The 24489-nt window shown below is 38.3% G+C and carries 23 protein-coding genes; 2 read left to right on the top strand and 21 right to left on the bottom strand.

Annotated features, from left to right (window positions below; all coding sequences use genetic code 11):
- Positions 1-155: 155 nt before the first annotated feature.
- The 20 genes from ftsA to QUF91_RS05805 form a co-directional block, all read right to left on the bottom strand.
- Positions 156-1436: a cell division protein FtsA gene (ftsA, locus tag QUF91_RS05900; RefSeq protein WP_285397921.1), complete on the bottom strand. Its 1281-nt coding sequence runs from the start codon at positions 1434-1436 to the stop codon at positions 156-158.
- 99 nt (positions 1437-1535) lie between these two features.
- Positions 1536-1904: a small basic family protein gene (locus QUF91_RS05895; protein ID WP_285397922.1), complete on the bottom strand. Its 369-nt coding sequence runs from the start codon at positions 1902-1904 to the stop codon at positions 1536-1538.
- 3 nt (positions 1905-1907) lie between these two features.
- Positions 1908-2627, bottom strand: coding sequence for a DUF881 domain-containing protein (locus tag QUF91_RS05890; RefSeq protein WP_285397923.1), 720 nt, complete (start codon positions 2625-2627; stop codon positions 1908-1910).
- A gap of 138 nt (positions 2628-2765) precedes the next feature.
- Entirely contained in the window at positions 2766-3494 is a 729-nt protein-coding gene (locus tag QUF91_RS05885; protein WP_285397924.1) for a DUF881 domain-containing protein, read from the bottom strand.
- Entirely contained in the window at positions 3472-4293 is an 822-nt protein-coding gene (locus QUF91_RS05880; protein WP_285397927.1) for a cell division protein FtsQ/DivIB, read from the bottom strand. Before QUF91_RS05880 ends, QUF91_RS05885 begins: the two co-directional genes overlap by 23 nt.
- Positions 4294-4313: 20 nt before the next feature.
- A complete protein-coding gene (ftsW, locus tag QUF91_RS05875; RefSeq protein WP_285397928.1) occupies positions 4314-5393 on the bottom strand; it encodes a putative lipid II flippase FtsW in 1080 nt (359 codons plus the stop codon).
- Positions 5394-5433: 40 nt separating this feature from the next.
- Complete coding sequence (murD, locus tag QUF91_RS05870) at positions 5434-6783, bottom strand: UDP-N-acetylmuramoyl-L-alanine--D-glutamate ligase (RefSeq protein ID WP_289417138.1); 1350 nt, start codon at positions 6781-6783, stop codon at positions 5434-5436.
- Positions 6783-7754, bottom strand: a complete 972-nt coding sequence (gene mraY, locus QUF91_RS05865; RefSeq protein ID WP_289417137.1) for a phospho-N-acetylmuramoyl-pentapeptide-transferase — start codon at positions 7752-7754, stop codon at positions 6783-6785. The genes murD and mraY overlap by 1 nt, the downstream gene beginning before the upstream one ends.
- 125 nt (positions 7755-7879) lie before the next feature.
- Positions 7880-9796, bottom strand: a complete 1917-nt coding sequence (locus QUF91_RS05860; protein ID WP_289417136.1) for a stage V sporulation protein D — start codon at positions 9794-9796, stop codon at positions 7880-7882.
- Between the two features lie 58 nt (positions 9797-9854).
- Positions 9855-12080: a penicillin-binding transpeptidase domain-containing protein gene (locus QUF91_RS05855; RefSeq protein ID WP_289417135.1), complete on the bottom strand. Its 2226-nt coding sequence runs from the start codon at positions 12078-12080 to the stop codon at positions 9855-9857.
- Complete coding sequence (ftsL, locus tag QUF91_RS05850; RefSeq protein ID WP_285397933.1) at positions 12077-12445, bottom strand: cell division protein FtsL; 369 nt, start codon at positions 12443-12445, stop codon at positions 12077-12079. Before ftsL ends, QUF91_RS05855 begins: the two co-directional genes overlap by 4 nt.
- On the bottom strand, positions 12446-13396 hold the full coding sequence (gene rsmH / locus QUF91_RS05845; RefSeq protein WP_285397934.1) for a 16S rRNA (cytosine(1402)-N(4))-methyltransferase RsmH: 951 nt from the start codon (positions 13394-13396) through the stop codon (positions 12446-12448).
- Between the two features lie 59 nt (positions 13397-13455).
- On the bottom strand, positions 13456-13887 hold the full coding sequence (gene mraZ / locus QUF91_RS05840; RefSeq protein WP_289417134.1) for a division/cell wall cluster transcriptional repressor MraZ: 432 nt from the start codon (positions 13885-13887) through the stop codon (positions 13456-13458).
- Positions 13888-14140: 253 nt separating this feature from the next.
- Positions 14141-15757 (bottom strand): bacillithiol biosynthesis cysteine-adding enzyme BshC, encoded by a 1617-nt coding sequence (gene bshC / locus QUF91_RS05835; protein WP_289417133.1) that lies wholly within the window; start codon positions 15755-15757, stop codon positions 14141-14143.
- 329 nt (positions 15758-16086) lie between these two features.
- On the bottom strand, positions 16087-16482 hold the full coding sequence (locus QUF91_RS05830; RefSeq protein WP_289417132.1) for a DUF3397 domain-containing protein: 396 nt from the start codon (positions 16480-16482) through the stop codon (positions 16087-16089).
- On the bottom strand, positions 16479-17381 hold the full coding sequence (locus QUF91_RS05825; RefSeq protein WP_289417131.1) for a ketopantoate reductase family protein: 903 nt from the start codon (positions 17379-17381) through the stop codon (positions 16479-16481). Before QUF91_RS05825 ends, QUF91_RS05830 begins: the two co-directional genes overlap by 4 nt.
- A gap of 342 nt (positions 17382-17723) precedes the next feature.
- Entirely contained in the window at positions 17724-18101 is a 378-nt protein-coding gene (locus tag QUF91_RS05820; protein ID WP_285397940.1) for a transcriptional regulator, read from the bottom strand.
- A gap of 254 nt (positions 18102-18355) precedes the next feature.
- Positions 18356-19123 (bottom strand): enoyl-CoA hydratase/isomerase family protein, encoded by a 768-nt coding sequence (locus QUF91_RS05815; RefSeq protein ID WP_285397941.1) that lies wholly within the window; start codon positions 19121-19123, stop codon positions 18356-18358.
- A 162-nt stretch (positions 19124-19285) separates the two neighbouring features.
- Positions 19286-19459, bottom strand: a complete 174-nt coding sequence (gene rpmF, locus QUF91_RS05810; RefSeq protein ID WP_010858320.1) for a 50S ribosomal protein L32 — start codon at positions 19457-19459, stop codon at positions 19286-19288.
- 24 nt (positions 19460-19483) lie between these two features.
- Positions 19484-20017: a YceD family protein gene (locus QUF91_RS05805; RefSeq protein WP_289417130.1), complete on the bottom strand. Its 534-nt coding sequence runs from the start codon at positions 20015-20017 to the stop codon at positions 19484-19486.
- 197 nt (positions 20018-20214) lie between these two features.
- On the opposite strand from QUF91_RS05805, the gene QUF91_RS05800 reads away from it, so the two are divergent.
- Positions 20215-21426: a nucleotidyltransferase gene (locus tag QUF91_RS05800; RefSeq protein WP_289417129.1), complete on the top strand. Its 1212-nt coding sequence runs from the start codon at positions 20215-20217 to the stop codon at positions 21424-21426.
- A 770-nt stretch (positions 21427-22196) separates the two neighbouring features.
- Here QUF91_RS05800 and QUF91_RS05795 read toward each other — a convergent pair.
- Positions 22197-23243 carry a SepM family pheromone-processing serine protease gene (locus QUF91_RS05795; RefSeq protein ID WP_285397946.1) on the bottom strand — a complete coding sequence of 349 codons (1047 nt, stop codon included), beginning with the start codon at positions 23241-23243 and terminating at the stop codon, positions 22197-22199.
- Between the two features lie 119 nt (positions 23244-23362).
- Here QUF91_RS05795 and QUF91_RS05790 point away from each other — a divergent pair, with 119 nt between their 5' ends.
- The gene (locus QUF91_RS05790) at positions 23363-24262 is read left to right on the top strand and encodes a hypothetical protein (protein WP_289417128.1); all 900 of its coding nucleotides are present in this window, start codon (positions 23363-23365) and stop codon (positions 24260-24262) included.
- Positions 24263-24489: the final 227 nt, after the last annotated feature.

The following is a 24489-nucleotide window of genomic DNA, read 5'->3' as shown; positions in this document are numbered from 1 at the left end:
ACGTGGCGTTTTTACCGATGCAGGTCAGTTAGCCGTTATCGCATGGATGCGATGGTTTTAGGCTAACATCCTATGCGAACTCCTTTCCGATTCCGTGACATCCGCCGGAGGCTTTAACTTCTTTCAGCGGGTGTTTGGACACCTGTTGAAAGATGTTAATCAAAAAATTTATCAAATAATTTTTTTGCTCTTCCGATTACGCTTCCTTTTGATTCTGAAGGTGCAGCATATTCTTGCTTTTTAGGTGCTGCAGGAGATCCTACAACTGCATATTCAACAGGCTGCGTATTAGTACTTTTTCCATAAAAATCATCTTCTAAATAGGCGTAACGAATAAGTCCAACCGCCGTCGTAAATGAAGGCTCTCTAACGCCAATATAATCGGGTGTATAAATTCTAACACGCGTTTGCAGAATCTGGCGTGCCAGTTGAGCAATACCCTCTAGCTTTGCAACGCCTCCTGTCAAAACAACACCACCTGGTAAATCTCTAACACCTAGACGTGCTAACTCGTCGATGACTAACTCAAATAATTCTTCCAAACGAGCGCCGATAATTTCTGATATATAGCGCTGGCTGTACTGATCTGTTGAATCTGTCCCTACAACCGGTACTTCGAAGAGTTCATCATCTGATGCGTCATCATAATAGGCATGTCCAAATTGATGTTTAATTTGTTCTGCCTGTTCTGTTGGTGTTTTTAAGACGATCGAAATATCTTTTGTAATATGATCGCCACCAATTGGAATGACTCCTGTATGTGTTAACAGTCCCTCTTCGAATACTGTGATAGTAGTGGAACCGCCGCCTAAATCAATGAAAGCGGTACCTTGGTTTTTTTCATCCTCCGTTAATGCAAAAAAACCTGCTGCTAATGGTTGCAAATATATTTCTCGAATACTTAGACCTGCACGTTCTACACAGCGTAGAACATTGTGTAAGAGTGTCTTGGAGGTTGTAATCATTGTGGCATCCATTTCTAAACGGATACCAATCATACCTCGTGGATCTTTAATCTCATCTAAGTTATCTACAATAAATTGTCTAGGAATGATGTTAACTAATTCACGTTCAGGAGGTATTGACATGACTTGCGCAGATTCTACCACTCTATCTAAATCATCATCTGTAATTTCTCTATTTTCACTATTTACAGCGACAACACCTTTAACTAGCTGTAACATCGTCTGGTTTGCCGGAACTCCTAAAACGACTTCATTAATTTGATATCCTGTCATTCGTTCGGCTTGTTCTATTGCTTTTCGAATCGATTGGACTGTTGCATCAATATCAACAATTGCACCTTTTCGAACTCCATTCGATTTTACATTTCCGACGCCAATTACATGTAATTGACCATCGCTCATTTCACCTATTAATACCTTGATAGAGGATGATCCTATATCAAGAGAAATATATAAATCTTGCTGATTCAATTCACTGCACCTCCTTGAAAAAATGCTCTTATTCTCATTCTATTGTAAATTTAGCATAATGTCTAAGCAAATCGAGTATTTTGCTCAATTTTTCTCTTATTATTTGGAATTTTCATCCTTCTTGTGACGTTTCTCATCTAAGCGCGTTAGTAAAATACGCCTAATTATTGCTATATTCTGGAACAAACGTACCCCAAACGCGAAAATAGCCGCTAAGTACAAATCTATCCCTAAATACACACCTAAGAAGGCTAATCCTGCTGCAAGAATTATATTAAAAAAGAATCCTGATACGAATACTTTATCGTCATATACATGCTGTAATTGAGCGCGAATACCGCCAAATAATGTATCTAATGCTGCTAAAACAGCTATTGACAGATAATTTTCATATATAGAGGGTATTTGGATATTTGTTAACAAGCCAAGGGCAAGTCCAAATATCAAACCTAAAAATGGTAGCCACATAAATTATTCTCCTTTTTCCACCTCTGTTAAATAATCATTTGTCAATGACTGATCAAATGCTGGGATTGTTAAATGCTCAGTCGGTTCCTCTATAATTAAATTAAAATTATCTAAATAAAAGGAATCGATAAATGTTGAAGCCTGTAACGAATTGTACATTTTTTGAGCTTCTTTAAAAGAGCTAGTCCCAATATAAATTTCAAAAGGTGGTGAGGACAGTGGTATACTGTTCACTGTAGTCTTTCCATTTATGTCTCGAATGGCAGTCGTATGGACAACGCGATTTCCATCTATCGAGACACTCGCTGCATTGTATTTAAACAGAGCATTTAGTAATTGGGTTAGTAAATCAGGTGAAATTTCTTTGATTTCATACCCCATTTCTACTAATTCGGGCGCTGGTTCAACACGAAGTACAACGCCTGGCCCTGTGACTTCCGTTAGCCCAGCCTGTAGCTTTAAACGATTCAACGTTTCATATAATGCAGCCTGTAAATTTGCTTTCTCAGATTGCTCATAGCGACCCACTACTTCATTTAGTGAGCGAATTTCTGCTAATAATGTGGAATGCCTTTGCTTTTCTTCTGCTAATTCCTCTCTTATGGCCCAAATATCTCGTGTATCTCGCTCAGCTGGTTGCTTTATGGTATTGTATTGTACCGCTATCATCAAACCGATAATAAATAGCACGATCGTTATTCGGGTGTACATATTTTTTTTCAAAATAGCCCCTCCTAGACGTATCGTAACCCCCCACAGATTTACTCCTTAGATTTTGAATTATGCGAACGCATGTTACAATTTATAACTTATCTGGAGGCTATAACTAAATTTAGTCTGTAAATATTAACTGAAAATCGTTTAACTTTCTACTTGTGCTTTTGGCATAGTTAGCTTTTCTTCTTCTTCTAATGACACAACAATATTGTCATTTAATAGTTGATCTACAATGCCACCATTTAAGTTTAAGGCAGCCATCAATGTTTTTGAATCTCCTACAGCCTCAATGACAAATGGAGCCGGATGCTGCTTGCCATCTATCGTAATGACTGGTCCATTACAGCGTATATAAGAATTCGCCAAAACGCGTTGACCATTAATAGCAATTGCTTGGGCACCAGAAATTTTAAGCTCATTGAGTAGTTTAAAAACATGGCTCTCATGCACAATATAATCATTAGGGTTAGCAGATTTCGGATCGTAATCACCGTCTTGAAGGGTAATACGTATCCCTTTTCCTTCTGCATTTAAATCGCCTAACAACAAACGTAAATCCTCTGCTTCTTCAACAAGCTTTGTATAATCCTTTTTACTAGCAACAAATGATTTTTCATACTTGCGAATTTTTTCTTGTAAATCAGTCACCTCTTCTGACAGTTCTTTATTGCGCTCTTGCTGTGCAATTAACTCCTCACGATATGACTCTTCTTGCTCAAAAAGCTCTGCATCACTTGAACTTGCATCTCGATTATCTTTTGCCTGGTTGTACGAATAGCCAACGATAAATCCCATAGTCACACAAACAATAAGCAACTGAAATTGTTTTCTTGAAAAGAAATTTCCTTTGCTATTCTTTTTCTTGTTGTTCATCTTTTTTCACTTCCTGGTTGGCCGAATCTCCCTCTAAGTCAATGCTTACTTTGTTGTATTCATCATTGAAAGATTTGTAATACGAGCCGACCTCTAAGTCGATAACACCCTTTTCTAAATTTGGGATTTGTGCCACAAGTGCAGGGTAATGATTTAGCTTTTCTGCCAAAGTTTGAATAACAGCACGTACTTCATAGCCATCGTTCATATAAAGCTTAACAGCATTAGGATTTGTCTCATTACCGTTTGTATTGACTTGAGAAATTAACGATAATACTTCTGGCTTTAATTGTGCTAATTGCTTGACAAGCTTCTTAATGGTCTTTTCGCCAGTTATACCGATAAATACAGGTGCGTCAATCGGGATGTCATCCCCAGCTTGTTCAAAACGTTCGCCATTTTCAAGTAACGGATAATAAGTGCCGTCACCAGCTAAGTACGCAACTTTTTTCCATTCTTTAATTTCTATTGTCACGCCTTGAAGCCAATTACGTTTAACATGTGCATCTTTTACCCATTTATCCTTTAGTAATAATTTCTCTACATCTTCTACTTTAAATCCCCACATCGACTTTCCAGGTTCAAGAGTGCTGGCTTGTACATAATATTCTTCATTTGCTAACTGAGCGCCATTGACTGTTATTTTGTTGATTTTACTGTAAGGAGATTGAAAATAAAGGAGTACTGCTAACACAATAAAGAAAAGTAATATTAGCACTATAAATTTCCGGTTTGTACGCTTTTTTCGTCGCTTTTTTAGCGTAGGTATGCGATCTTCTATATCAATTACTTTCTCCAAAAAGTACTCCTCCTTTATATTTATTTCGCTAATTGATAAATAATACCTATTATTAACCACATTGTTACTAAAGATGTTCCTCCGTAGCTAATAAAAGGTAATGTGACACCTGTTACAGGAACTAATCCGATCACTACTGCTATATTTAGAAATGCTTGTACGGTCAGCATTGTGACAAGTCCTATTATCGCGTAATAAGATGTTCTTGTTTTAGCCTGTACTGCGAATTTATAGCCTGCATAGATTATTAGCACAAAAAGCGCTACAATCACTAGCCCACCAAGCAATCCTACCTCTTCAAGAATAATTGCGTAAATAAAGTCATTTTGTGGTTCAGGTAAATATAAAAACTTCTGCCTGCTTTGTCCAAAACCATGCCCAAAAATCCCTGCTGGACCTATAGCCATTAACGATTGTACAGCCTGAAAGCCACTTCCTAAAGGATCGACCCACGGATCAATAAATGCTTCAATTCGCTTTAGTCGATATGGCGCTGTGACAATTAAACCCACTAATCCAGCAATCCCAGCAACCATAAACATCGCATAAAGTTTTAAAGGATACCCTGCCACAAAAAACAATAAAAACACAGAAACAACTAGAATAAATACTGAACCAAAATCAGGCTGCAACATAATAAGGACAACGGGTAATAATAGGACCAATCCATGACGCCAATTAACGATCGACGTACCCGTTTTATGTTGCGCTAAAATATGACTCAAGTACACAATGACTGTAATTTTCGTTAGCTCTGCTGGCTGGATTGTTAACGGACCTACTCCAATCCAGCTTTGAGAACCATTTCGTACAAGTCCAATTCCTGGTATAAGTACAAGGACCAGTAAAATTAACGAAAATATATAGGCCATCTTCCAAAAGGACTGAGTTTGCAAAATCTTTAATCGAATAGTGATTAAAAACACTATAATGGCTACCCCAAAGTACATACTTTGCTTCATATAAAACGGCATTTTTCCACTATAATGAATGGCACTCCAATAGGTACCTGCAGAATAGACGAAAATAATGCCGATTATTGAAAGCATCAATGTTGTGACGAGCAATATATAGCTTTCTTTTCCTCTCAGTAATGCCATCCTTCCAAGTCAAGTATATTCTAAAATAGTTACAGGCTCATTACAGCTTCATTACAGCATCAATAAAAACGTCGCCTCGTATTTCAAAGCTGTCATATTGATCCCAGCTTGCGCAAGCAGGAGATAAAAGAATAACATCGCCTTCTGCCGACATCGGTGCCGCATAATGTACTGCATCCTCAACATTTTGGGCAATAACAGTTTGCTGTACGCCACACGACTTCGCAAATTCTACAAAGCGTAAACCTGTTTCTCCAAAGGCAACAACACCTTTTACATGGCTCATGCATGGACGTAATTCTTCAAATGAATGACCTCGATCTAAGCCACCCGCAAGTAAAATGACCGGTGCTTGGAATGCATCTAAAGCACTTTTTGTAGCTAAGCAGTTTGTCGCTTTGGAGTCATTGTAAATTTTACGTCCATTCCATTCACGCACGAACTGAGTACGGTGACGAACTCCACCAAACTTAGCTAAAACTTCTTCCATTTTAGCTTTGTCACAGCCTACTAAAATACAAGCCGCTACAGCTGCTAAAATATTTTCTAAGTTATGCTTACCAGGCAAAGCGATATTTGCTCGATCTAAATATGGTTCACCCTGCCAGTAAATTGTTGTTTCATCCGCACTAATACCCTCTTCTGTACGCCCCTTAGAACTAAATGGTACCTTTTTAGCATTAGATTTTGTTGCATAACCAACAACAACTGGCTGATCAGCATTATAGATAAAATAATCGCTTTCATCTTGATTACGTGAGACACCAAATTTTGCCTCTGCATAGTTGTCAAATGTCCCATGATAATCAAGATGTGCATCATAAAGATTAGTTAATATAGCGATTTTCGGCTTGAATGTTTTGATTCCCATTAATTGAAAAGAGGATAACTCCGTAACAATTACATTTTCCTTCTGTGCCTCTCTAGCAACACCACATGCTACTGTCCCAATATTCCCTGCAATTAGCGGTTTTGGGCCACCGTCATTCAGCATGTCAAAAATTAATGTTGTCGTTGTTGTTTTACCATTTGACCCTGTAATCCCAATAAACGGCGCTTCACTAATTAAATAGGCAAGCTCAATTTCTGTCCATACCGGGATTTCACGGCTTATGGCATCAGCTACTATTTTGTTGCTATAAGGAATCCCTGGATTTTTCACAACTAATTCAAAGCCTTCATCGAGTAAATCCTCTGGGTGACGCCCACAAATAACTGTAATACCCTTTTGCAATAAGCCTTGTGCATCTGGGCTTTCGTCAAATGGTTTTGAATCATTGACCGTCACAAAGGCGCCAAGCTCATGTAAAATCTCTGCTGCAGCCACACCACTTTTAGCTAGACCTAAAACTAGGACTTTTTTATGTTGTAAATCTGTATAGTTTTTCATTAGAACGCCTCCGATAAGACTGCAATCAATGCTACTGCTAAAGCAGTTGACCAAAAGACAAGTACTACCTTCCACTCTGACCAACCTGATAATTCAAAATGATGATGAATAGGACTCATTTTAAAAATACGTTTTTTACGAAGTTTAAAGCTACCTACCTGTAAAATAACGGATAATGTTTCAATAACAAATACTAATCCAATTAATAATAATAAGAATTCTGCCTTTACTAAAACAGATACCATTGCTAAAGCTCCACCTAATGCTAACGAACCTGTATCCCCCATAAATACCTTTGCAGGATTCGCATTAAAAAGTAAAAATCCTAATAATGCACCTGTCACCGCAAATGCAAATAAGGCGATATCTGCTTGATCTTGGAATAGAGCAATAACACCAAATGCTGCAAAGGCAATAGATGCAGTACCTGCCACAAGCCCATCTAGTCCATCTGTTAAATTTACTGCATTCGAGAAGCCAACTAACCAGAAAATTAAAAAGGCTACATAGAAATTACCAAGATCAATCGTCCAATCCGTAAATGGTATAGCAAGTGTTGTATCAAACGATCCTACATGTAATAAGAAAAAGGCTAAGATCGCAATGACAATTTGACCAATCAGCTTTTGAAGTGATGTTAGTCCTAAATTACGTTTAAAAACAACCTTTAAGCCATCATCTAACAAGCCGATTAATCCAAACCCTGCTAATACTAATATCAGTACGACGGTTTGTGTTGTAAATAAATCTAAAAAGCTTCCTACAGCAACAGTAGTTAGGACAATGGCAATTAAGAAAATAATACCGCCCATTGTTGGTGTACCAGCTTTTTTCATATGTGATTTTGGTCCTTCTTCACGAATACTTTGACCGAATTTTAATCGGCGAAGAAGTGGAATACAAATAGGTGCCAGGATAACTGTTACTATAAAAGCAATAGCTAAAATGGTAAGAGTTGTTGCGAGTTTCATTGAAAAATCTCCTTTAAATCTCGTTTCACTTTCTTCTTCAAGAAAAAAGCACAAACTTTCATTTATTTATTACTACCCTTCATAATAATAGTGGTTCTTTCCCATTTTTTAAAGGTAAAGTTATATTAGTTCTCTAAATATAGATGAATGGTGCCATCTTGTTTGATAACACTATCCACTTCAGGCAGTTGATTGCCAATTTTAGTCCCTTCTCCATGCCATTCAATACGGAATGGATAATGTTGCTTGGCAATATCGTCCTTTGTTTGACCAATAAAACTTGGTACCTTCACAGTAATTGGGTCACCCCAACGATAATCCTTTTCAAGCTGTGCCTTCGATTTTTCAATGCCAACAAAAGGTGCAACATCTTCAATAATTTGACCAACGATTGGAGCTGCTACAACTCCGCCAAACTGTGTTGTCTTTTTCGGGTTATCTACTGCTACATAAACGACGATTTGCGGATTATCCGCTGGTGCGAAGCCAATAAAAGATACGATATAATCGCCACTTTTATAACGACCGTTTTCTACCTTTTGCGCTGTACCAGTTTTACCTCCAATACGTAAGCCATCTCGGTAAGCTTGACGTCCTGAGCCTTTCGCTACAACAGATTCCAATGCACCTCGAACTTTCGCAGATGTCTCTTCTCGAATAACCTGTTTTTTAACTTCCGGTTCAGTCTCTTTTATTACTTCCCCAGTATTCGGATTAAAAACCTTTTTCACAACATATGGCGTATAAAGCTTACCCCCATTTACTGCTGCGGCTACGGCTTGCACTTGTTGAATAGGTGTAACGGCTACCCCTTGACCAAATGAAGTTGTTGCCTGCTCTACAGGTCCAAAGGCTTCTTTTGAAAATAAAATCCCTGAAGCTTCTCCGGCGATGTTAGACCCTGTTTTTTGGCCAAAACCAAAATCTTTAATATATTGTAGTAATCTATCATCACCTAGTCGTTGACCTAATTCAATAAAACCTGGGTTACAAGAATTTTCTACAACTTCTAGGAATGTTTCATGTCCATGACCACTACGCTTCCAACAACGCAATTTAGCTCCTGCAACCATTGAATAGCCCGGATCATAAAAAGTATCCTTCTCTAAATCTACTAAATTTTCTTCTAGTGCTGCACTGAGCGTTATAATTTTGAACGTCGATCCCGGCTCATACGTCATCCAAACTGGTAAATTCCGATTGTAGATAGCAGGCTCTACCATCTGATATTCTGCTGGATGGAAGGTAGGATAGGAGGCTAATGCTAAAATCTCACCATTGTTTGGATTCATAGCAATCGCTAACGCTTGATCAGCTTCATAACGCTCCATTGCCTGCGACAATTCACGCTCGACGACCTGTTGTGCATCTACATCTATCGTCAGCTCGATTGTCGCGCCATCTTCACCAGACTTCCAAGCGCTTGCTACGTTCTGCAAATTATTCCCTTTCGCATCTGTAAAGAGCCGAATTGCCGAAGAATTAGCCTGTAATAGCTTATTGTATTCATATTCAATTCCTGCTAAACCTTGTGCATCATAGCCTGTGAAACCTAAAAAACGAGATAGTAAGGTACCGTATGGATAATCCCTTGAATAATCAACACCACTATATAATCCGTCAATCTGCATACCTTGTAACTGCACTGCTTTCTCATAGGAAATGTTTTTCCCTTCAGGTGCCAGCTTTACTAAGTATTCTTTTTTCTTCATTTTTTCCAATAGCTTTTGTTCATCTACTCCTAGAACTTGAGCAATTTTTGCTGCTGCTCCTTCAATATCCTTACTTTGAGAAGGCATGAAATATAAAGTTGGCGCAAGCTTATTGGTAACAATATTTTTCCCATCGCGGTCTGTAATATGCCCTCGCTCATTGGCAAATGGAATTTCTCGGTCCCAGTTCTCTTCAGCTTTCTTGGTCAGTTCTTTTTGATCTAACACTTGCAAGAAGAAGAGCCTAATGACAATCGCAGCTGCTACAAACATAAACAATACGTATAAAATACGCAATCGCTTTTTGGAATGGATAGAAATCCACTTCATTCGACATCACACCTTGTTTTTTACAACGTATGAAATAAAGTGGACTTCTATTCAGTATCTATTCATCATCTATTTGTTCAATTTCACCCTCAGAGGGGGTCTCTACATCTTTCTTAAAGCCTTCCGCTGGTGTTTTCAGCTTCACGACAATCGGTGAACTATCCGAAATTACAGTACCTGCCGATACGCTTTGACTAGCGACATAGCCCTCTCCAACGACTTCAATTTCTAAACCGGACATTGACTTAAAGACAAGTACATTACGCAATGACCAGTTAGTAAAGTTCGGAAGTGTTGTATCACCTTTTGTTTTTAAAAACACAAGGTTACCTTTAACAAGCTTTTGAGGCCCTTTTGGATACTGGTCAATAATTTTACCGCCACCACCAATAATCACTGGCTGTAGACCATCATTCGTAAGCTCCACTTGGATCGCCTCAGCACTTTGACCTGTGTAATCCTTTATTTTTGTATTGTCAACATGCTGTACATCTTCAGGATTAACATTTAAATACTTTAAACTATTTAACATCACTGGGTTAAATACTTTTGAAACTGGTATAGAACCAAGTTCACCCTTTAACTTCGGTCTTTTTATTGAAACATACATAACGAGCTGCGGATCATCTACAGGAGCCATTCCTAGGAATGAATACAGGAATTCATTTGCTCCCCACGAATAATTACCATTTCCTAACGGGATTTGGGCAGTACCTGTTTTCCCCGCAACCTGATAATCCTCAAGTACAAAATCCTTCGCTGTCCCATTTTTCGATGTTAATGTAGAGGCAAGAATTTCACGTACTTGTTTTGCTGTATCAGCTTTAATCGGCTGTCCTTTTTCAACAGGCTCGTGATTTTGAATGACTTTCCCTGTGGATGAGTCTACAATACGATCAATCACGTAAGGTTGCATCATTTTGCCATCATTCGCAATCGCCGTTATTGCTTGTATTAACTGAATCGGCGTTACCGTAGAACCTTGACCAAACGTTGTTGTCACTCGTTCTACTGGATATTTCGATAAAAGTGTACCCGATGCTTCGTTTGGTAGATCAATACCTGTTTTCTTACCAAATCCAAATCGATCTAAATAATCAAAAAACACATCGTTACCAATTCTCTCTAAAAGGTGAGCCATTGCAGTATTAGATGAACGTTGGAAGCCGTCTAAATATTGAATATAACCCCAACCAACCCCATTATTATGGTCTCTAATAGGCACACCATGAACCATGTATGTTCCTGACGGATAATACGCATTTGGATCCCATGCCCCAGTATCAATAGCCGAGGCGAGCGTGAACGTTTTCATCGTTGAACCTGGTTCAATAGTTTCCTCAATAACTTCATTTAACCACTTCATATTTTTACCTTCACGTGTATCAGGATTAAACGTAGGTCGCTGAGACATCGCTAGGATTTTCCCTGTTTTCGGATCTGCTACAACAGCTGTCATAGATTCAGGATTATATTCCTTTTCTACCTGTGTCATTGTTTCCTCTACAAAGCTTTGAATCGTTTTATCAAGCGTTAAATAAATATCGTTGCCATCCTTCGCAGGAGTTATCATTTTCTCACTATTTGGCAATAGATAACTAAAGGCATCTGTTTCGTATTCAACCTTACCATCTTTACCGGTTAGTTCTTTGTTATAGGTGTACTCTAGACCCATTTTTCCTTTAGTCGTGAACGTCCTATCCTTATTTTCCTCACTGACAGTGAAGCCAATTAAGTGCGAGGCAAAAATTCCATTTGGATAATAACGTTTTAAATCGTTCATAAATATAATCCCTGGTAATTTCTCCTCTTTGATTTTACTCATAGTTTCATGACTTATTCCACGACCCGCACTACCAAATTCAACTTGATAAGGTTTTTCGCCCTTATCATTTACCCTAGTAAGCTGTTTATAGATTTTTTCTTCGTCAGTAGTATCAGGAAGATATTTTGCTAATATTTTCGCAGTTTTTTCTGGGTCTACTACATGTCGAGGTTTTTTCGGATCTGTCGTGGCCTTGTCACTTACAATTGCAATTAATCGGTAGCTAAGTGTATCCTCAGCAATGACTTGATTATTTCCATCGTAAATTTTCCCACGACTTGCTGTTATGGCACTTTCTTTACTATATTTCGCAGCTGCCTTTGCCGCAAGCTCTTGTCCTTCCACTTCACCTGTCGCCTGTAACATAAACATTCTTGAGAACAATAGAAAAAAGAGCCCTCCATAAAAAATTAATAATAGAAAGGCTCCCCATTGGAATCGAAATCTCTTTTTTTTCATTCTCCCGGCACTACCTTTACATTTTTCTCATTTAGAGTTAAACCGAGTTCTTTAGCTTTTTTCAATATGTTATCGTATGTAGAAAGTTCACTCACACGAACTGTCAAGTCAACATTCTGTTTAGCAATCTCATCTGCTTCAGCTTCGATTTTTTGAATGTCTATGCTTGTCGTTTGAATTGCTGCTTGCTTATTTAAAACTAGTACTGATAATACAGCAATAATGCCAACTAAAAAAATTAGCATTGTCTTTTCAAACTTCTGGTTCGGTTTTTTACGACGGATGATAGTGGGTTGTGGACTAGAGGGTGTTATCGGTTGTTGCACATGTTGTTGTTGGTGCTGCCTTACACGAACTGCTGCCATTTACTCACGCCCTTTGTCGTTAATTTTCTCTACCACTCTAAGCTTTGCTGAACGAGCTCGATTGTTTACTGCCAATTCTTCATCTGAAGGAAGAATCGGTTTTCTCGTAATAAGCTTTAAAGTTGGCTTCATGTCATCAGGAATTACTGGTAAATTCGGTGGTAATTCCGGTAATGATGACGCTTCCTTAAAAATTGTCTTGCATAGGCGGTCCTCCAATGAATGGAACGTAATGACACTAACGCGTCCACCTACGTTGATCATATCAATCGCATCGACTAATGAATCCTCTGCTGCGCCTAGCTCATCATTAACAGCAATTCGTATTGCTTGGAATATGCGCTTCGCTGGATGTCCACCTTTACGGCGAGCCGCTGCTGGGATACCCTCTTTAATAAGTTCTACAAGTTGTCCAGTCGTTTCAATCGGTGCCACCTTGCGTGCCTCTTCAATTTTACGAGCAACTTGCTTTGAAAATTTTTCTTCTCCATAACGGAAAAATATACGCACTAAATCTTCATATGCCCATTCATTCACGACATGAAATGCTGTAAGCGATGCCGTTTGATCCATGCGCATATCCAGAGGTGCATCATGATGATAACTAAATCCCCGTTCTGGTGTATCTAACTGTGGTGAAGAAACACCTAAATCATATAAAATGCCATCAACTTGCTCGATACCAAGATTTAATAATTCTTCTTTTAAATAGCGAAAATTCGAGTGAACAAATGTTACGCGCTCAATATATGGCGCCAATCGAACTTTTGCATTGTTAATAGCGATCATATCTTGGTCAAAGCAAATTAAACGACCTTTTTCAGATAATTGTTGTACTAAATATTCACTGTGCCCTGCCCCACCTAACGTGCAGTCCACATACACACCATCAGGATCGATGTTCAACCCATCAACTGTTTCTCTTAATAACACGGTTGTATGATCGAACATACCACTCGCTCCCTTCAGGCCTTAACTTCATATACAGCAGACACTTACGCGTCTAAAAATTAAAAATCAAAGCCAATCATATTTTCTGCAATTTCATTAAAGGATTGTTCAGACTCACTAAAGTAAGCCTCCCAAGCATCTTTCGCCCATACTTCAATTCGATTCGAAACCCCTAACACTACACATTCTTTCACAAGATGTGCATGCTGCATTAGAGTTGAAGGAATATTAATGCGCCCCTGCTTGTCTATCTCTACTTCCGTTGCTCCAGAAAAGAAAAACCTTGCAAATGCACGTGTATCCTTTTTGGTCATCGGTAAGCCCTTTAATTTTTCTTCGAGTTTTCGCCATTCATCCATAGGATAGCCAAATAAACAATTATCAAGTCCGCGTGTCACAACAAACGTTTCACCTAAGGCTTCACGAAATTTTGCGGGCACGATTAATCGTCCTTTCGCATCAACAGAGTGTTGATATTCTCCCATGAACATGCTATTCACCCCACTTTATTAAATAATGTACCACATCCCCCCACTTTCCTCCACTTATTTTAAAAAAAACTTGACACTTTAATATCTAATATGAAATTAGACCTTCAACGAAACATCCCACCTGTGCCAAATGACATAACAAAAGAGCTACCCTTAGTAGGATAGCTCTCTATTCACTAGCAATGTCGATAGTGATCATCAAATCCATATTGTATAAAATCATTAATTAGGCACAAAGATACACATTCGGAAATTATAAATAAAGTAAATAGTGGTGATTTCCAACGTTATAATCCTGCTTCAACATTTCAGCAATCAACATAGGTCCAAACTCATTGAAATACTGATAAGGATTATAAGTTCTTTCTTGCAATCCCTCATTTGGATATAGCTCATTTTGCAGCGTCATAAATTTCCGGATTGTCGTTTCATGCTTATTAAGTACAGTTTGTTCAATCTTTTGCTGTAAATACTCAAATTGTTTTAGATGATTCTCTTTATTTTTTGTAAGTATTTTATCTAGCAATAGATGTTGCTCTTCTAAATAAGTTTGAAGTGCAGCATATTTTTCGAAAAGCTCTTGTTGCATCGTCTGAATTTGACGTTTCGCTTCAGCATCCTGTACTTCTGCAACAAACTGTTCCTGAAGCTGTAACGCTTTCCCATCCCAAACATCAGCAACATTTAAATGAAGTTCACGTAAAAGTTGTTCTACATGACGCGTGACAATCGTGATATGAAGACGCGGAGCAAAAATCGGCATTTGTAAATCTAATACCGAAAATGCATCCTTCAACGTCGCCCAGTACGCAAGCTCTCCTGGTCCACCAACAAATGCAAGCACAGGCAAAGTCATTTCCTGCATTAACGGTCTTGTAACAACATTATTACTTAATTGCTCAGGATGCTTGTTTGCAATTTCTAAAAGTTCTTCACGCGACAGCTTGATATTTGCAGCCACATTAACAAATAGCTGATTCTTCCTCTCCAATAGATGACGTTCCCCATCTTCTACAAAAAATAGATTGGCCGCTTCATTCGATGCCAAAATAGGATTGCCATAGCCTGCACGTTCAAGCTCCACTTCTTTTTCTGTTACCACTCTAGCAATTTCTTCATTTTTATGAATGATACGGGTAAAATTCTTACTCTCATATTGTCGGAATTTAAAGTCCGCTGCATCTATCATCAATAAACCTTCATCTTTAAACAACTGGTTCATAAGTTGCGCAAAGAAATCCGTAAATGTTTCACTCTTATTAAGCGTATCCATTAATTGTTTAATAAGCATTTCAGTGAATTCCGTTTCACCAATATCCTTCATAATTGTATTCAATACTTGTGTCATGGATTCTTTATTTATACTCGTTACAGAAGCCATTGTTTTACGTCTTGAACGTTCACCGTAAGCTCGTTTTTTAATAGTAGCACCTTGTAATGTATACGTATGGTTAATTTCCTCTAAATCATGATCTTCTCCAGCTATCCAAAAAACAGGAACAACCGGTCGTTGAAGCTTCGCACTTTGCTCTTTCGCTAATGTAATGACTGAAATCGCCTTATGCACTGAGTAAAGAGGGCCAGTTAATATACCCGCCTGCTGCCCACCGACAACCGCAACAGCACCTTGCTCTAGTTGCTGTAAATGTTCATTCGCTTTCTGCGAAATACCAAGCGGCTCCATAAATTGACGGATAATGTCCGTTAATTCTTTTTGATCATGCGCATGCTGATCTAAATATTGCGCTCGTTTTTCAAAAGATTTATCGTTATATTCATATTCAAAAAACTCATGGATGGCAGTATTTGGCGACCAATAATCTGCTAGCAAACGATTTTTTATGGGTACTCGGATTGACTCCAGTTTCATTTAACACAAACTCCTCTACTCACTAAATCATCTTCTTGCTCTTAATAAGCTCATTACCATAACGTGTGGTTGATTTCTGTTCCAACTTATATTCAAGACATACGCATCAACAAATGTCATCCACAACTTTTGGTGACGAGCCTCTTAACAAGCAAATTTGTCATAAACTCCTTTAATACTTACTATGCGATTTACCCTTAGTATGTTGCTAAACGCTTGAGTACTTTGGAATTTATTTAATATTTTTTGCAACATATAGAGTTATTACTAAAAACAATTTATAATGCTATCATTTTAACGCTTATGGCTTCAACATGAAAAGAAAATGCTTAGACAGCCTGTAAATATTCAATTACTGATTGAATAACACCTATTATACAAATAACAATATACGCCGTACTTAGTACCAAAAATTGAAAGCGCCAAATTTTCCTAAGTAACGCTTTCACTTCAATCTCTTTTTTTGTTCGCCAATCAATATATGTAAAAACCATTGCCATCATTATTGCTAACGATACTAACAGTGCGCTAACATTTATATTCCATAGCACATCAATCGCTAGAGGTACTGAAAAAAACAAACAAAATGTCGTCATGTCTGATGCCGCTCCAAAAGCATGAGTGCCTCGGATTTTAACCTTCCGACTAATTAAATAGACAATCACAAATAAAAGGATTGGACAAAAAATGACGATACTAATAACAATATGTAAAAACTCTTTCAACTTCTTTCACCGCTCTCCTCTATTGCAAGTACTTGGTGATATAAAGTACGTAAGGTAGGCAAATTGTGACCACTTGCTAGAGCTTTTTCTAGTATTACTCCAACAATCGTGTCAATTTCACTTTTTCTCCCATGCATCCGATCCGCTAACATAGAGGACGTATTATTTGCTGTTTTTTCACATAAGTCTATCACTTTGAAAAAAGGTATAGCTTGTTCTATGCCTTTAAAAGCAACCGCCAACTCATGATAGATAGTTTGCATTAGTAAAAATGCATGCTTATTCGTTACTAGCTCTCCATTCTTCACTTGTAAAACAGCCGTTAATGGATTAATCAAACAATTAAATACAGCTTTCTCAAATAGCATTTGTTCAGCATTAACAACCAATTCAATTGGGTATAAAGAATTTCTAAGTTGTAACAACTTGTTAAATACATCACTATTCCCACGCTCTATCGCAATTTTACAAGCCCCTACTCCTCTATGTTGTACAGTTGACTGAGCTATCATTTGAGCACCAAATGACACAGAACAAAAAGCTATATTTTTTTGTGGTAAACGTAGTGCTTCATCAAAATGTGCTAAACCATTTTGCATAAACAGCAACGGTACTTCACTTGGTAATGAAGACAATTGTTCGTAAAGCTTTTGCAATTGACCATATTTAACCGCAATCACAATTAAATCTTGCTGTGGCAGCTCCTCTAATTTCGTAGTTGAAGCGACTTTTTGAACCGTTTCCGTTCCATCAACATTCACTCGTGTTAAATACTTTACATTAAGTTCATCCGCTTGCCCCTGCCTTCTTGCAACCAACGTTACAGACATACCAGACTCAGCTAAAAAACTTGCCGTTAACTGACCTACAGCCCCAGCACCAATAATCGCCACATTCACTACACTCCACACCTCCCACATTTGCAAATGAGCAATCTAAATAAGAGAATACCCTTCTAAACAACCTATCACAAATTTCCCGTCTTCGTCCCTCTCTACAGAAGGAGGTGCCTTAGAAATAGTTCTAAGGCACCTCCTATGCAGGTTCTTATATTATACACTAATCGGACTTTTACGGGCAGTTAATCTCCCACCTATCTTCTTTCTTTCGGCACAGATTTCTTAATGCGGGATAAATAATTATTGAAATACTTAGTGTAGGATTATGTTTTCATTCAAGTTTACACTCTTACTAAGTAACTTACCTCTACAGCACTTTTAACTTACGACCACTCTCTCATTTTAATCTTTCATTAAAGAATACCCTTGTTGCAACCATTTCACTAGTTTATCATGCTCATTTTGTAATTCACGGTGCCTTATTTCAAGAGTTTGATAAGCCTCTGTTAATTCATCAAAACTTGTCAATGCCAATTTCAAATGGCTTCGCATAGATTGTTGCGGTTGATTTCGTACAGCTAGTAGCGACTGACTATATTGACCACGTAACGTTTTATTCCAACGGAAACCACATGCTTGTTTTGTACGACCTAATTCAACAGCAGCTAATTCAAAAGCTTCTAGCTGTGTTTTGCCATTTTGCACATTATGCAACACAATTTCTGCTAATCTTTCATCGTCTTCCTTTGTCCACTGATCTTTTCTTTTTTTCAATTCCATAATCTATCACCCTCGCATTTTTTACTACTATATGCATGAGCGAGCAAAATAGAATCATCGAAATCAATTTCGCCTTGGCGTAATTGCGTCCGGATTTTGAATTGTGCCCGCACAATTCATTCTTTTCAACATCCGCGACATCCGCCAGAGGTTTTAACTTCTTTCAGTCTGTAACTGCCGTTGCAAAAACATTTGCTGAAAGAAGTTAAAAAAAGACAGCGATTATGTTTTGCTATAATCACTGCCGTTACACATTATTTATTGTTCTTCTTTGTTAGGAAATTAGCAACTGCCTCGTGGTGAGCTTCACTTTCCCACAATTTTGCACATGTACGAACTTCCTCCATAACACGTTCATACATATTACGTTCACGCCACTTACGAAGCTCGATTTCTTTATAAGCCTTATGAACAGAAGGGTGAATTTTACGCATATGCTCGATAAAATCATTCAATGCCTCTTCTTTCGAACCTTCAAAGACACGCATTGCCCAACCAATCTCATATAGTAACTCTGCTGGATAAGGTTTTGCATCGACTAGCATCTTCATCGCACGATCATGACGTAACCCTCGTTCGAATAAGTATGTACCGCCTCCCCAGCCACTCGTAATTGCTAATGTTCCCTGGATAAAACCGCACTTTGCATGACTTGCCACTAGTCGAAAATCACAAGCTGTCGCAATCTCACAACCTCCACCAACCGCCGCTCCATTTATTAATGCAATCGTTGGCACAGGCAATGTTGCAAGTTCGTATAATATTTTGCCCATCTTACTCAACATCCCAAACGCCGCATCCTCAGTTTCAAGCGAATGGAATTCAGACAAATCTCCCCCTGAGCAAAATGATTTATCCCCCGCACCTGTCACAACCAAAAAACGCACATCATCATGATTTCTAATATATGTAATTACTTCTTGAAGACCATCCATAACCTCATCATTGACCGCATTTCTCTTTTCTTCTCGATTAATCGTAAATGTCATAATACCTTCTTTGTTTTCAATTATATAAGCCATACTTTTTCCCCCTTTGTCACATTGGATAGATTGTATCATACAATTATTATAGCACTATATATCTTTTCGTAATTAGCGAAAAATTCCGTCTTTTCGAACTAAAAAAAGACTAGTAAAGAGCCATGGTCTCTCTACTAGCCTTTTAAGTGAGCAAACACTGTATTATTTGCTTACTACTTCTTTACCTTTGTATTGTCCACAAGCTTTGCAAACACGGTGTGATAATTTAGCTTCACCACAGTTAGGGCAAGCTACCATACCAGGTACAGATAGTTTGAAATGCGTACGACGCTTTCTTTTTGCAGTTTTAGAAGTTCTTCTAAATGGTACAGCCATTGATGGCACCTCCTTACAGATCGTCTATTCGTCTGTTTGATCAAAATACTTAGCTAATGAAGCTAGTCTTGGATCCACTTTTTGTTCGTCAGCTTTTTTGTGTAGTTCAACGTCTTCATCTGTTGCGTAAGACCAGTTTTTACCACCATGCATTTGTCCTTCAGTATTCTCTTTGAACACTTGCATAGGTACCTCAAGAAGAACAAGCTCCTCAAGTACTGGCTTCATGTCGATGACTTCACCATCAATATAGTGAATGTCTCCGTCATCTTCCCCTCGTTTTTCTTCGTCAATCCAGCTGAAAACTTCAACTGTCTCAACTTCGATTGGAAACTCAACATTTTCCCACGTGCGTGCACATGGTAGTGTTAACGTCGCCGTCACAGTTAGCTGACATGTCATTTGCGATGCACCGAAAGTACATAGCCCTTTTACATGAACGGGCGAAATTGCTCGAATATCCTGGTTTCGCTCCATCACCTCGTCCAACTGGACATAGGCATCGATTGGCATCCCGTTTTGGCGGTATTTAGATAATTGATGAATTGACCATTTCATTCGTTTAATCACCTCGAGACAACACTGTTGATTATATAATGTGTAAAAATAGATGTCAAGATAATTTCTTGTCACCACAATAAAACCCACCTATAATTATATACTATGAAAAGCATATTTGCTCCAAACCGTTCTAAATATGCAACAGACTCCACTAAGAACGAGAAGCAAATATATTGATAAAGGGGGCTTAAATAATGCAAGCAGTCGGAATAGTTGTTGAATACAATCCTTTTCATAATGGACATGCCTATCATTTGGAACAGGCAAAAAAAGTAGCACAAGCGGATATAGCCATCGCTATCATGAGCGGGGATTTTTTGCAGCGCGGTGAACCAGCCATGGTCGATAAATGGACACGTACAAAAATGGCCCTAGCAGGTGGTGTTGATATTGTCATCGAGCTACCCTATGTCTACAGTACCGCACCTGCAACTGATTTCGCAAAAGGTGCAATTTCCTTACTTTCTGCAATTGGTTGCGATTCTTTTGCCTTCGGAAGCGAAGACGGTTCCATACAACCCTTTATGAATACGTTTCAGCTCATTAATAATCATCGCACTGAATATGACGCTCTTATTAAAGAAAGCCTTCAAACGGGCGCAAGCTATCCTAAAAGTCTACATTATGCCTATCAACAGCTTTCTCAAAAGTTTCCTGCAACATACATTGATTTGGCACAACCAAACAATATACTTGGTTTTCATTATATTGAGGCTGCCATGGCGCTAGGTGGTAAGATTCAACCTTTAACGATCCCTCGTATTGCTGCAGGTTACCATGACGCTTTACAAGAAGGTGCATCCATCGCTAGTGCGACAGGAATACGCAAGGCTCTAGCAACAACCAGTGCACTACAAAGTGTGCAAGATGTTCTCCCTAAAGCATCATTTGATTATTTATCTGATTGGTATGGAAAATACGGTAAATTTGCAAGTTGGGAAACTTTTTGGCCATTCTTACAGTTTACACTTATTCGGCACACACCTAATGAACTTACTCGCTATGCTGAAGTAACAGAAGGAATTGAAAATGCTCTTATTAAAGCAGCGAAAACAAGTCATTCATTCAGCAGCTTTATGGAAAAAATAAAATCGAAACGCTATACTTGGACACGACTTCAGCGTATGCTCACACACATTTATACCGGATTTACAAAGGAACAGTTGCAAAGCTTTGATGCCCCCTCCACTATTCGTTTACTCGGCATGAGTACACAGGGGCAAGCCTATTTAGGAATGCATAAAAAAGACATCCCTTTACCTTTAATCAGTCGTGTTGCCGCTATGGATGATGCTATGCTTGCTGTAGATATTCATGCAGCAGAGGTATACAATTTAAGTATAGAACACGGAACAAAGGAGCAAAGTCTTCCGAAAGATTATCAAACACCACCGATTCGTTTTTAAGTGATAAAAATCATACTAAAAGGATGCCAGAAATTCTTCTAGCATCCTTTTAGTGTGTTGAAAAACTTGTATGTCAGTGAAATTAAAGGCAGCACATTATGGCTCTTTGGCAAAACGAGGAGTTGATTTCTGTTCTAGGCTACTCACTTTCCCGCGGGCGAGCGTTAAGCAGCTTCATTAACACTCCGCTTTGACACGAAAAACATTTGCTCCCTGCAGGGTCTCACCTATCTCGCTTTTACCGCAGGAAGCTTTACTCTGCGACGAAAGCGAAGCGACAGGAGCACTCGAGTAGCCTCCACTCCAATCAATGATAGCGTAGAACTTTTATAAATTTTATGCATTTTAAAAACGAACGCTGTAACTACTTACCATAATCGAATAGATTAGATTTATAACAGTGACGTGGTTGTACATCTGCTGTTGCTGTCGCTTCGCTTTCGCACAAAAAACACCTGTTGCTGTCGCTTCGCTTTCGCACAAAAAACACCTGTTACTGCCGCTTTGTTTCGAATATAAAACATTTGTTGCCAAAGTTTCTTTTTATCAGTGACCAGAAGGTACATGCTAAGTAAAGTGATTGATTGGAGTGGAGGCTGGGCGACTCCTTGGGGATCAGCGTCACAGATGAGACCCTGGAGCGAGCATCGCGAGTGAAGCGGCTCATCGGACGCCCCCAGGAAGCTTTGCTCTGTGCGAAAGCGTAGCGACAGCAACAACAAAGCGCCCAGCCGGAACGGAAATCAATTCCTCATTATGATGATAAATCTTTATTTCTGCGGTAATTGTTTTAAATATTCGATTGCATCATCAACTGTTTTAACTGGAACTATTTTCATTTTTGTACCAATTTCCTTAGCAGTCTTTACTGCTGTAGCATAGTTAGATTCTAGCTCGGGATATTTAGCTTTCATTTCTGGAGAAATTTCATCATCTGGCGCAAAAAAGATTTCCATACCATCTCGATCCGCGGCAATAACTTTATAGTCTATTCCACCAATTCTTCCAACAGTACCATCAACCAGCATTTCCCCTGTACCTGCAACAGCATAGCCTTTTGTTAAATCCTCTTCGAGAAGCTGATCTAAAATTTCTAATGTAAACATTAGTCCAGCAGATGGACCTCCAATATCCTCAGTCTTCATAGACACCTTAGGATTTGTTTCAATAGATTTACTTTCAGCATACGTAATACCTAAACCAGCTCTTTTCTCTTCTGATTTCGGGATTTCCTTTAATGTAATCGTTACTTCTTGTTCTTTTTTATTCCGTTTAAATTTAATTGTCACTTTGTCCCCAAGTTGCTTAGGCTTCAAAAGATCTACAAGCATTTGTTGGTTTTTAATTTTTTGCCCATCAACTTCAATAATTTCATCACCAGCTTTTAATAGATTTTCTGAAGCACCACCTTCTAAGACATTTAATACAAAAACACCGTTGAAGATAATTTTTGTTTGAATACCTGCCTTTTGAAAAGCTACATACTTTGCATTAAATTGTGAATCAGTCATTAATTTAAGCTGTCGAACATTATATTCTTCTTCATCCTCCATTGGATTTCGAACTTGACTAATATCCATTATTTTTTGATGTTTTTGTGTTTTCGCCCATAAATACGAAAAAGGCGTTGCTTGCTGCATAGCTACCGTCATTAAACTCATAGACCCTTTATTTTCTGTGTGGTCATTTTCAACGGTAACAAATTTACTGACATCATAAGCACTTCCAGGCTTCATAATATAAGCGTCTAGTCGGTATAGTGCAAAAAAACAAATCACGACTAATAACACTGCATAAATACTAATTTTTTTCTTCATTTAGAAAAAACCTCCTAGGACGCTCGCAAAACCATACGTTCATGTTTTTGCCTTTTTTACATATATTGATTTTAGCATTTGCCTTTGTGAATGACAAAAAGTTGAAACGAGATGATAACATGTATGCGACAATTCAAATAGCGATTTGCATAGTTCTTATTCTATTACTCTTGTTATTCCCACAAACAGCTCACAATGGTACCGATTTAGGTTTAAACCTTTTTATGGATGCGCTATTCCCATATTTATTGCCTTATCTTATTTTAACGCAATGGCTTCTTCGTTTAACGGCTCCTATGCGAACGAAAACAAAAAGAGCTTCATTATACGTACAAGCATACATTATTAGCGCACTCGGGGGGTATCCGTCTGGAGCAACAACAATCGTTTACTTAAAAAACAGTGGACAACTACATCCAAAAGAAGCAAATTTTTTATTAGCCGTATGTCATGCACCAAGTCCACTCTTCGTATTGGGATTTGTAAGCCTCGATTTATTACACAGTAATACGTTTGGATGGTTGTTTTTATGTTTACTACATAGTTTTAATATTTGTTGTTTAATAACTGGTTACTTCTTATTTCGTAAAATCGATCTTCCTAGCATCTCCATACACAATACACCTTTGTATACATCACCATTCTCTGAAAGCTTAAAAGAAACAGCACCAACAATACTATTAGTTGGAACGACAATAATTTTTTTCACTACCATCCAAACGATTGTTCAGCAGGGCTTAGATTCACTGATACCGAAATTTCCATATATAGCTGAGCTTTCTGTCGCTGCAATTCTTGAAGTTACAAATGGTCTTAAAATGACCGTTTCGGCTTTTCCCAATCTTTCATATTTACCATTACTAGTTGTTATGTTGTTAACAATGCAAAGTATAAGCATACACTTACAAATTTTTGTTATTGCGAAATCAGCCAAACTTTCCGTTCGACCATATATAAAATTTCGCCTACTTAGCATAATCATTGTGCCCACTATTTATGCTCTTTTTTTCTTAAAATAAATAAGCTCATCATCATAACGTGTGATTGATTTCCATTCCGATTAGAGGCTTTCTCGGGGTCGTCTGATGAGCCACTTGAGGACAAAAGAACATTGGTCCGAAGGCATTATCATAGGACGTGATGTTTTGCCTTCGTTCCTCTACTTACAGGCCAACAAAACGAAAGAAGCGGCTCGACGCTCACCGCATGAAGCCTCGCTCTACGCGTAAGCGAAATGCGAAAGCGG

This window comes from Lysinibacillus sp. G4S2 (assembly GCF_030348505.1).
GTDB lineage: Bacteria > Bacillota > Bacilli > Bacillales_A > Planococcaceae > Lysinibacillus.
Note: the sequence above shows the minus strand (reverse complement) of the source record. Positions and strands in the feature narration are given on the sequence as shown.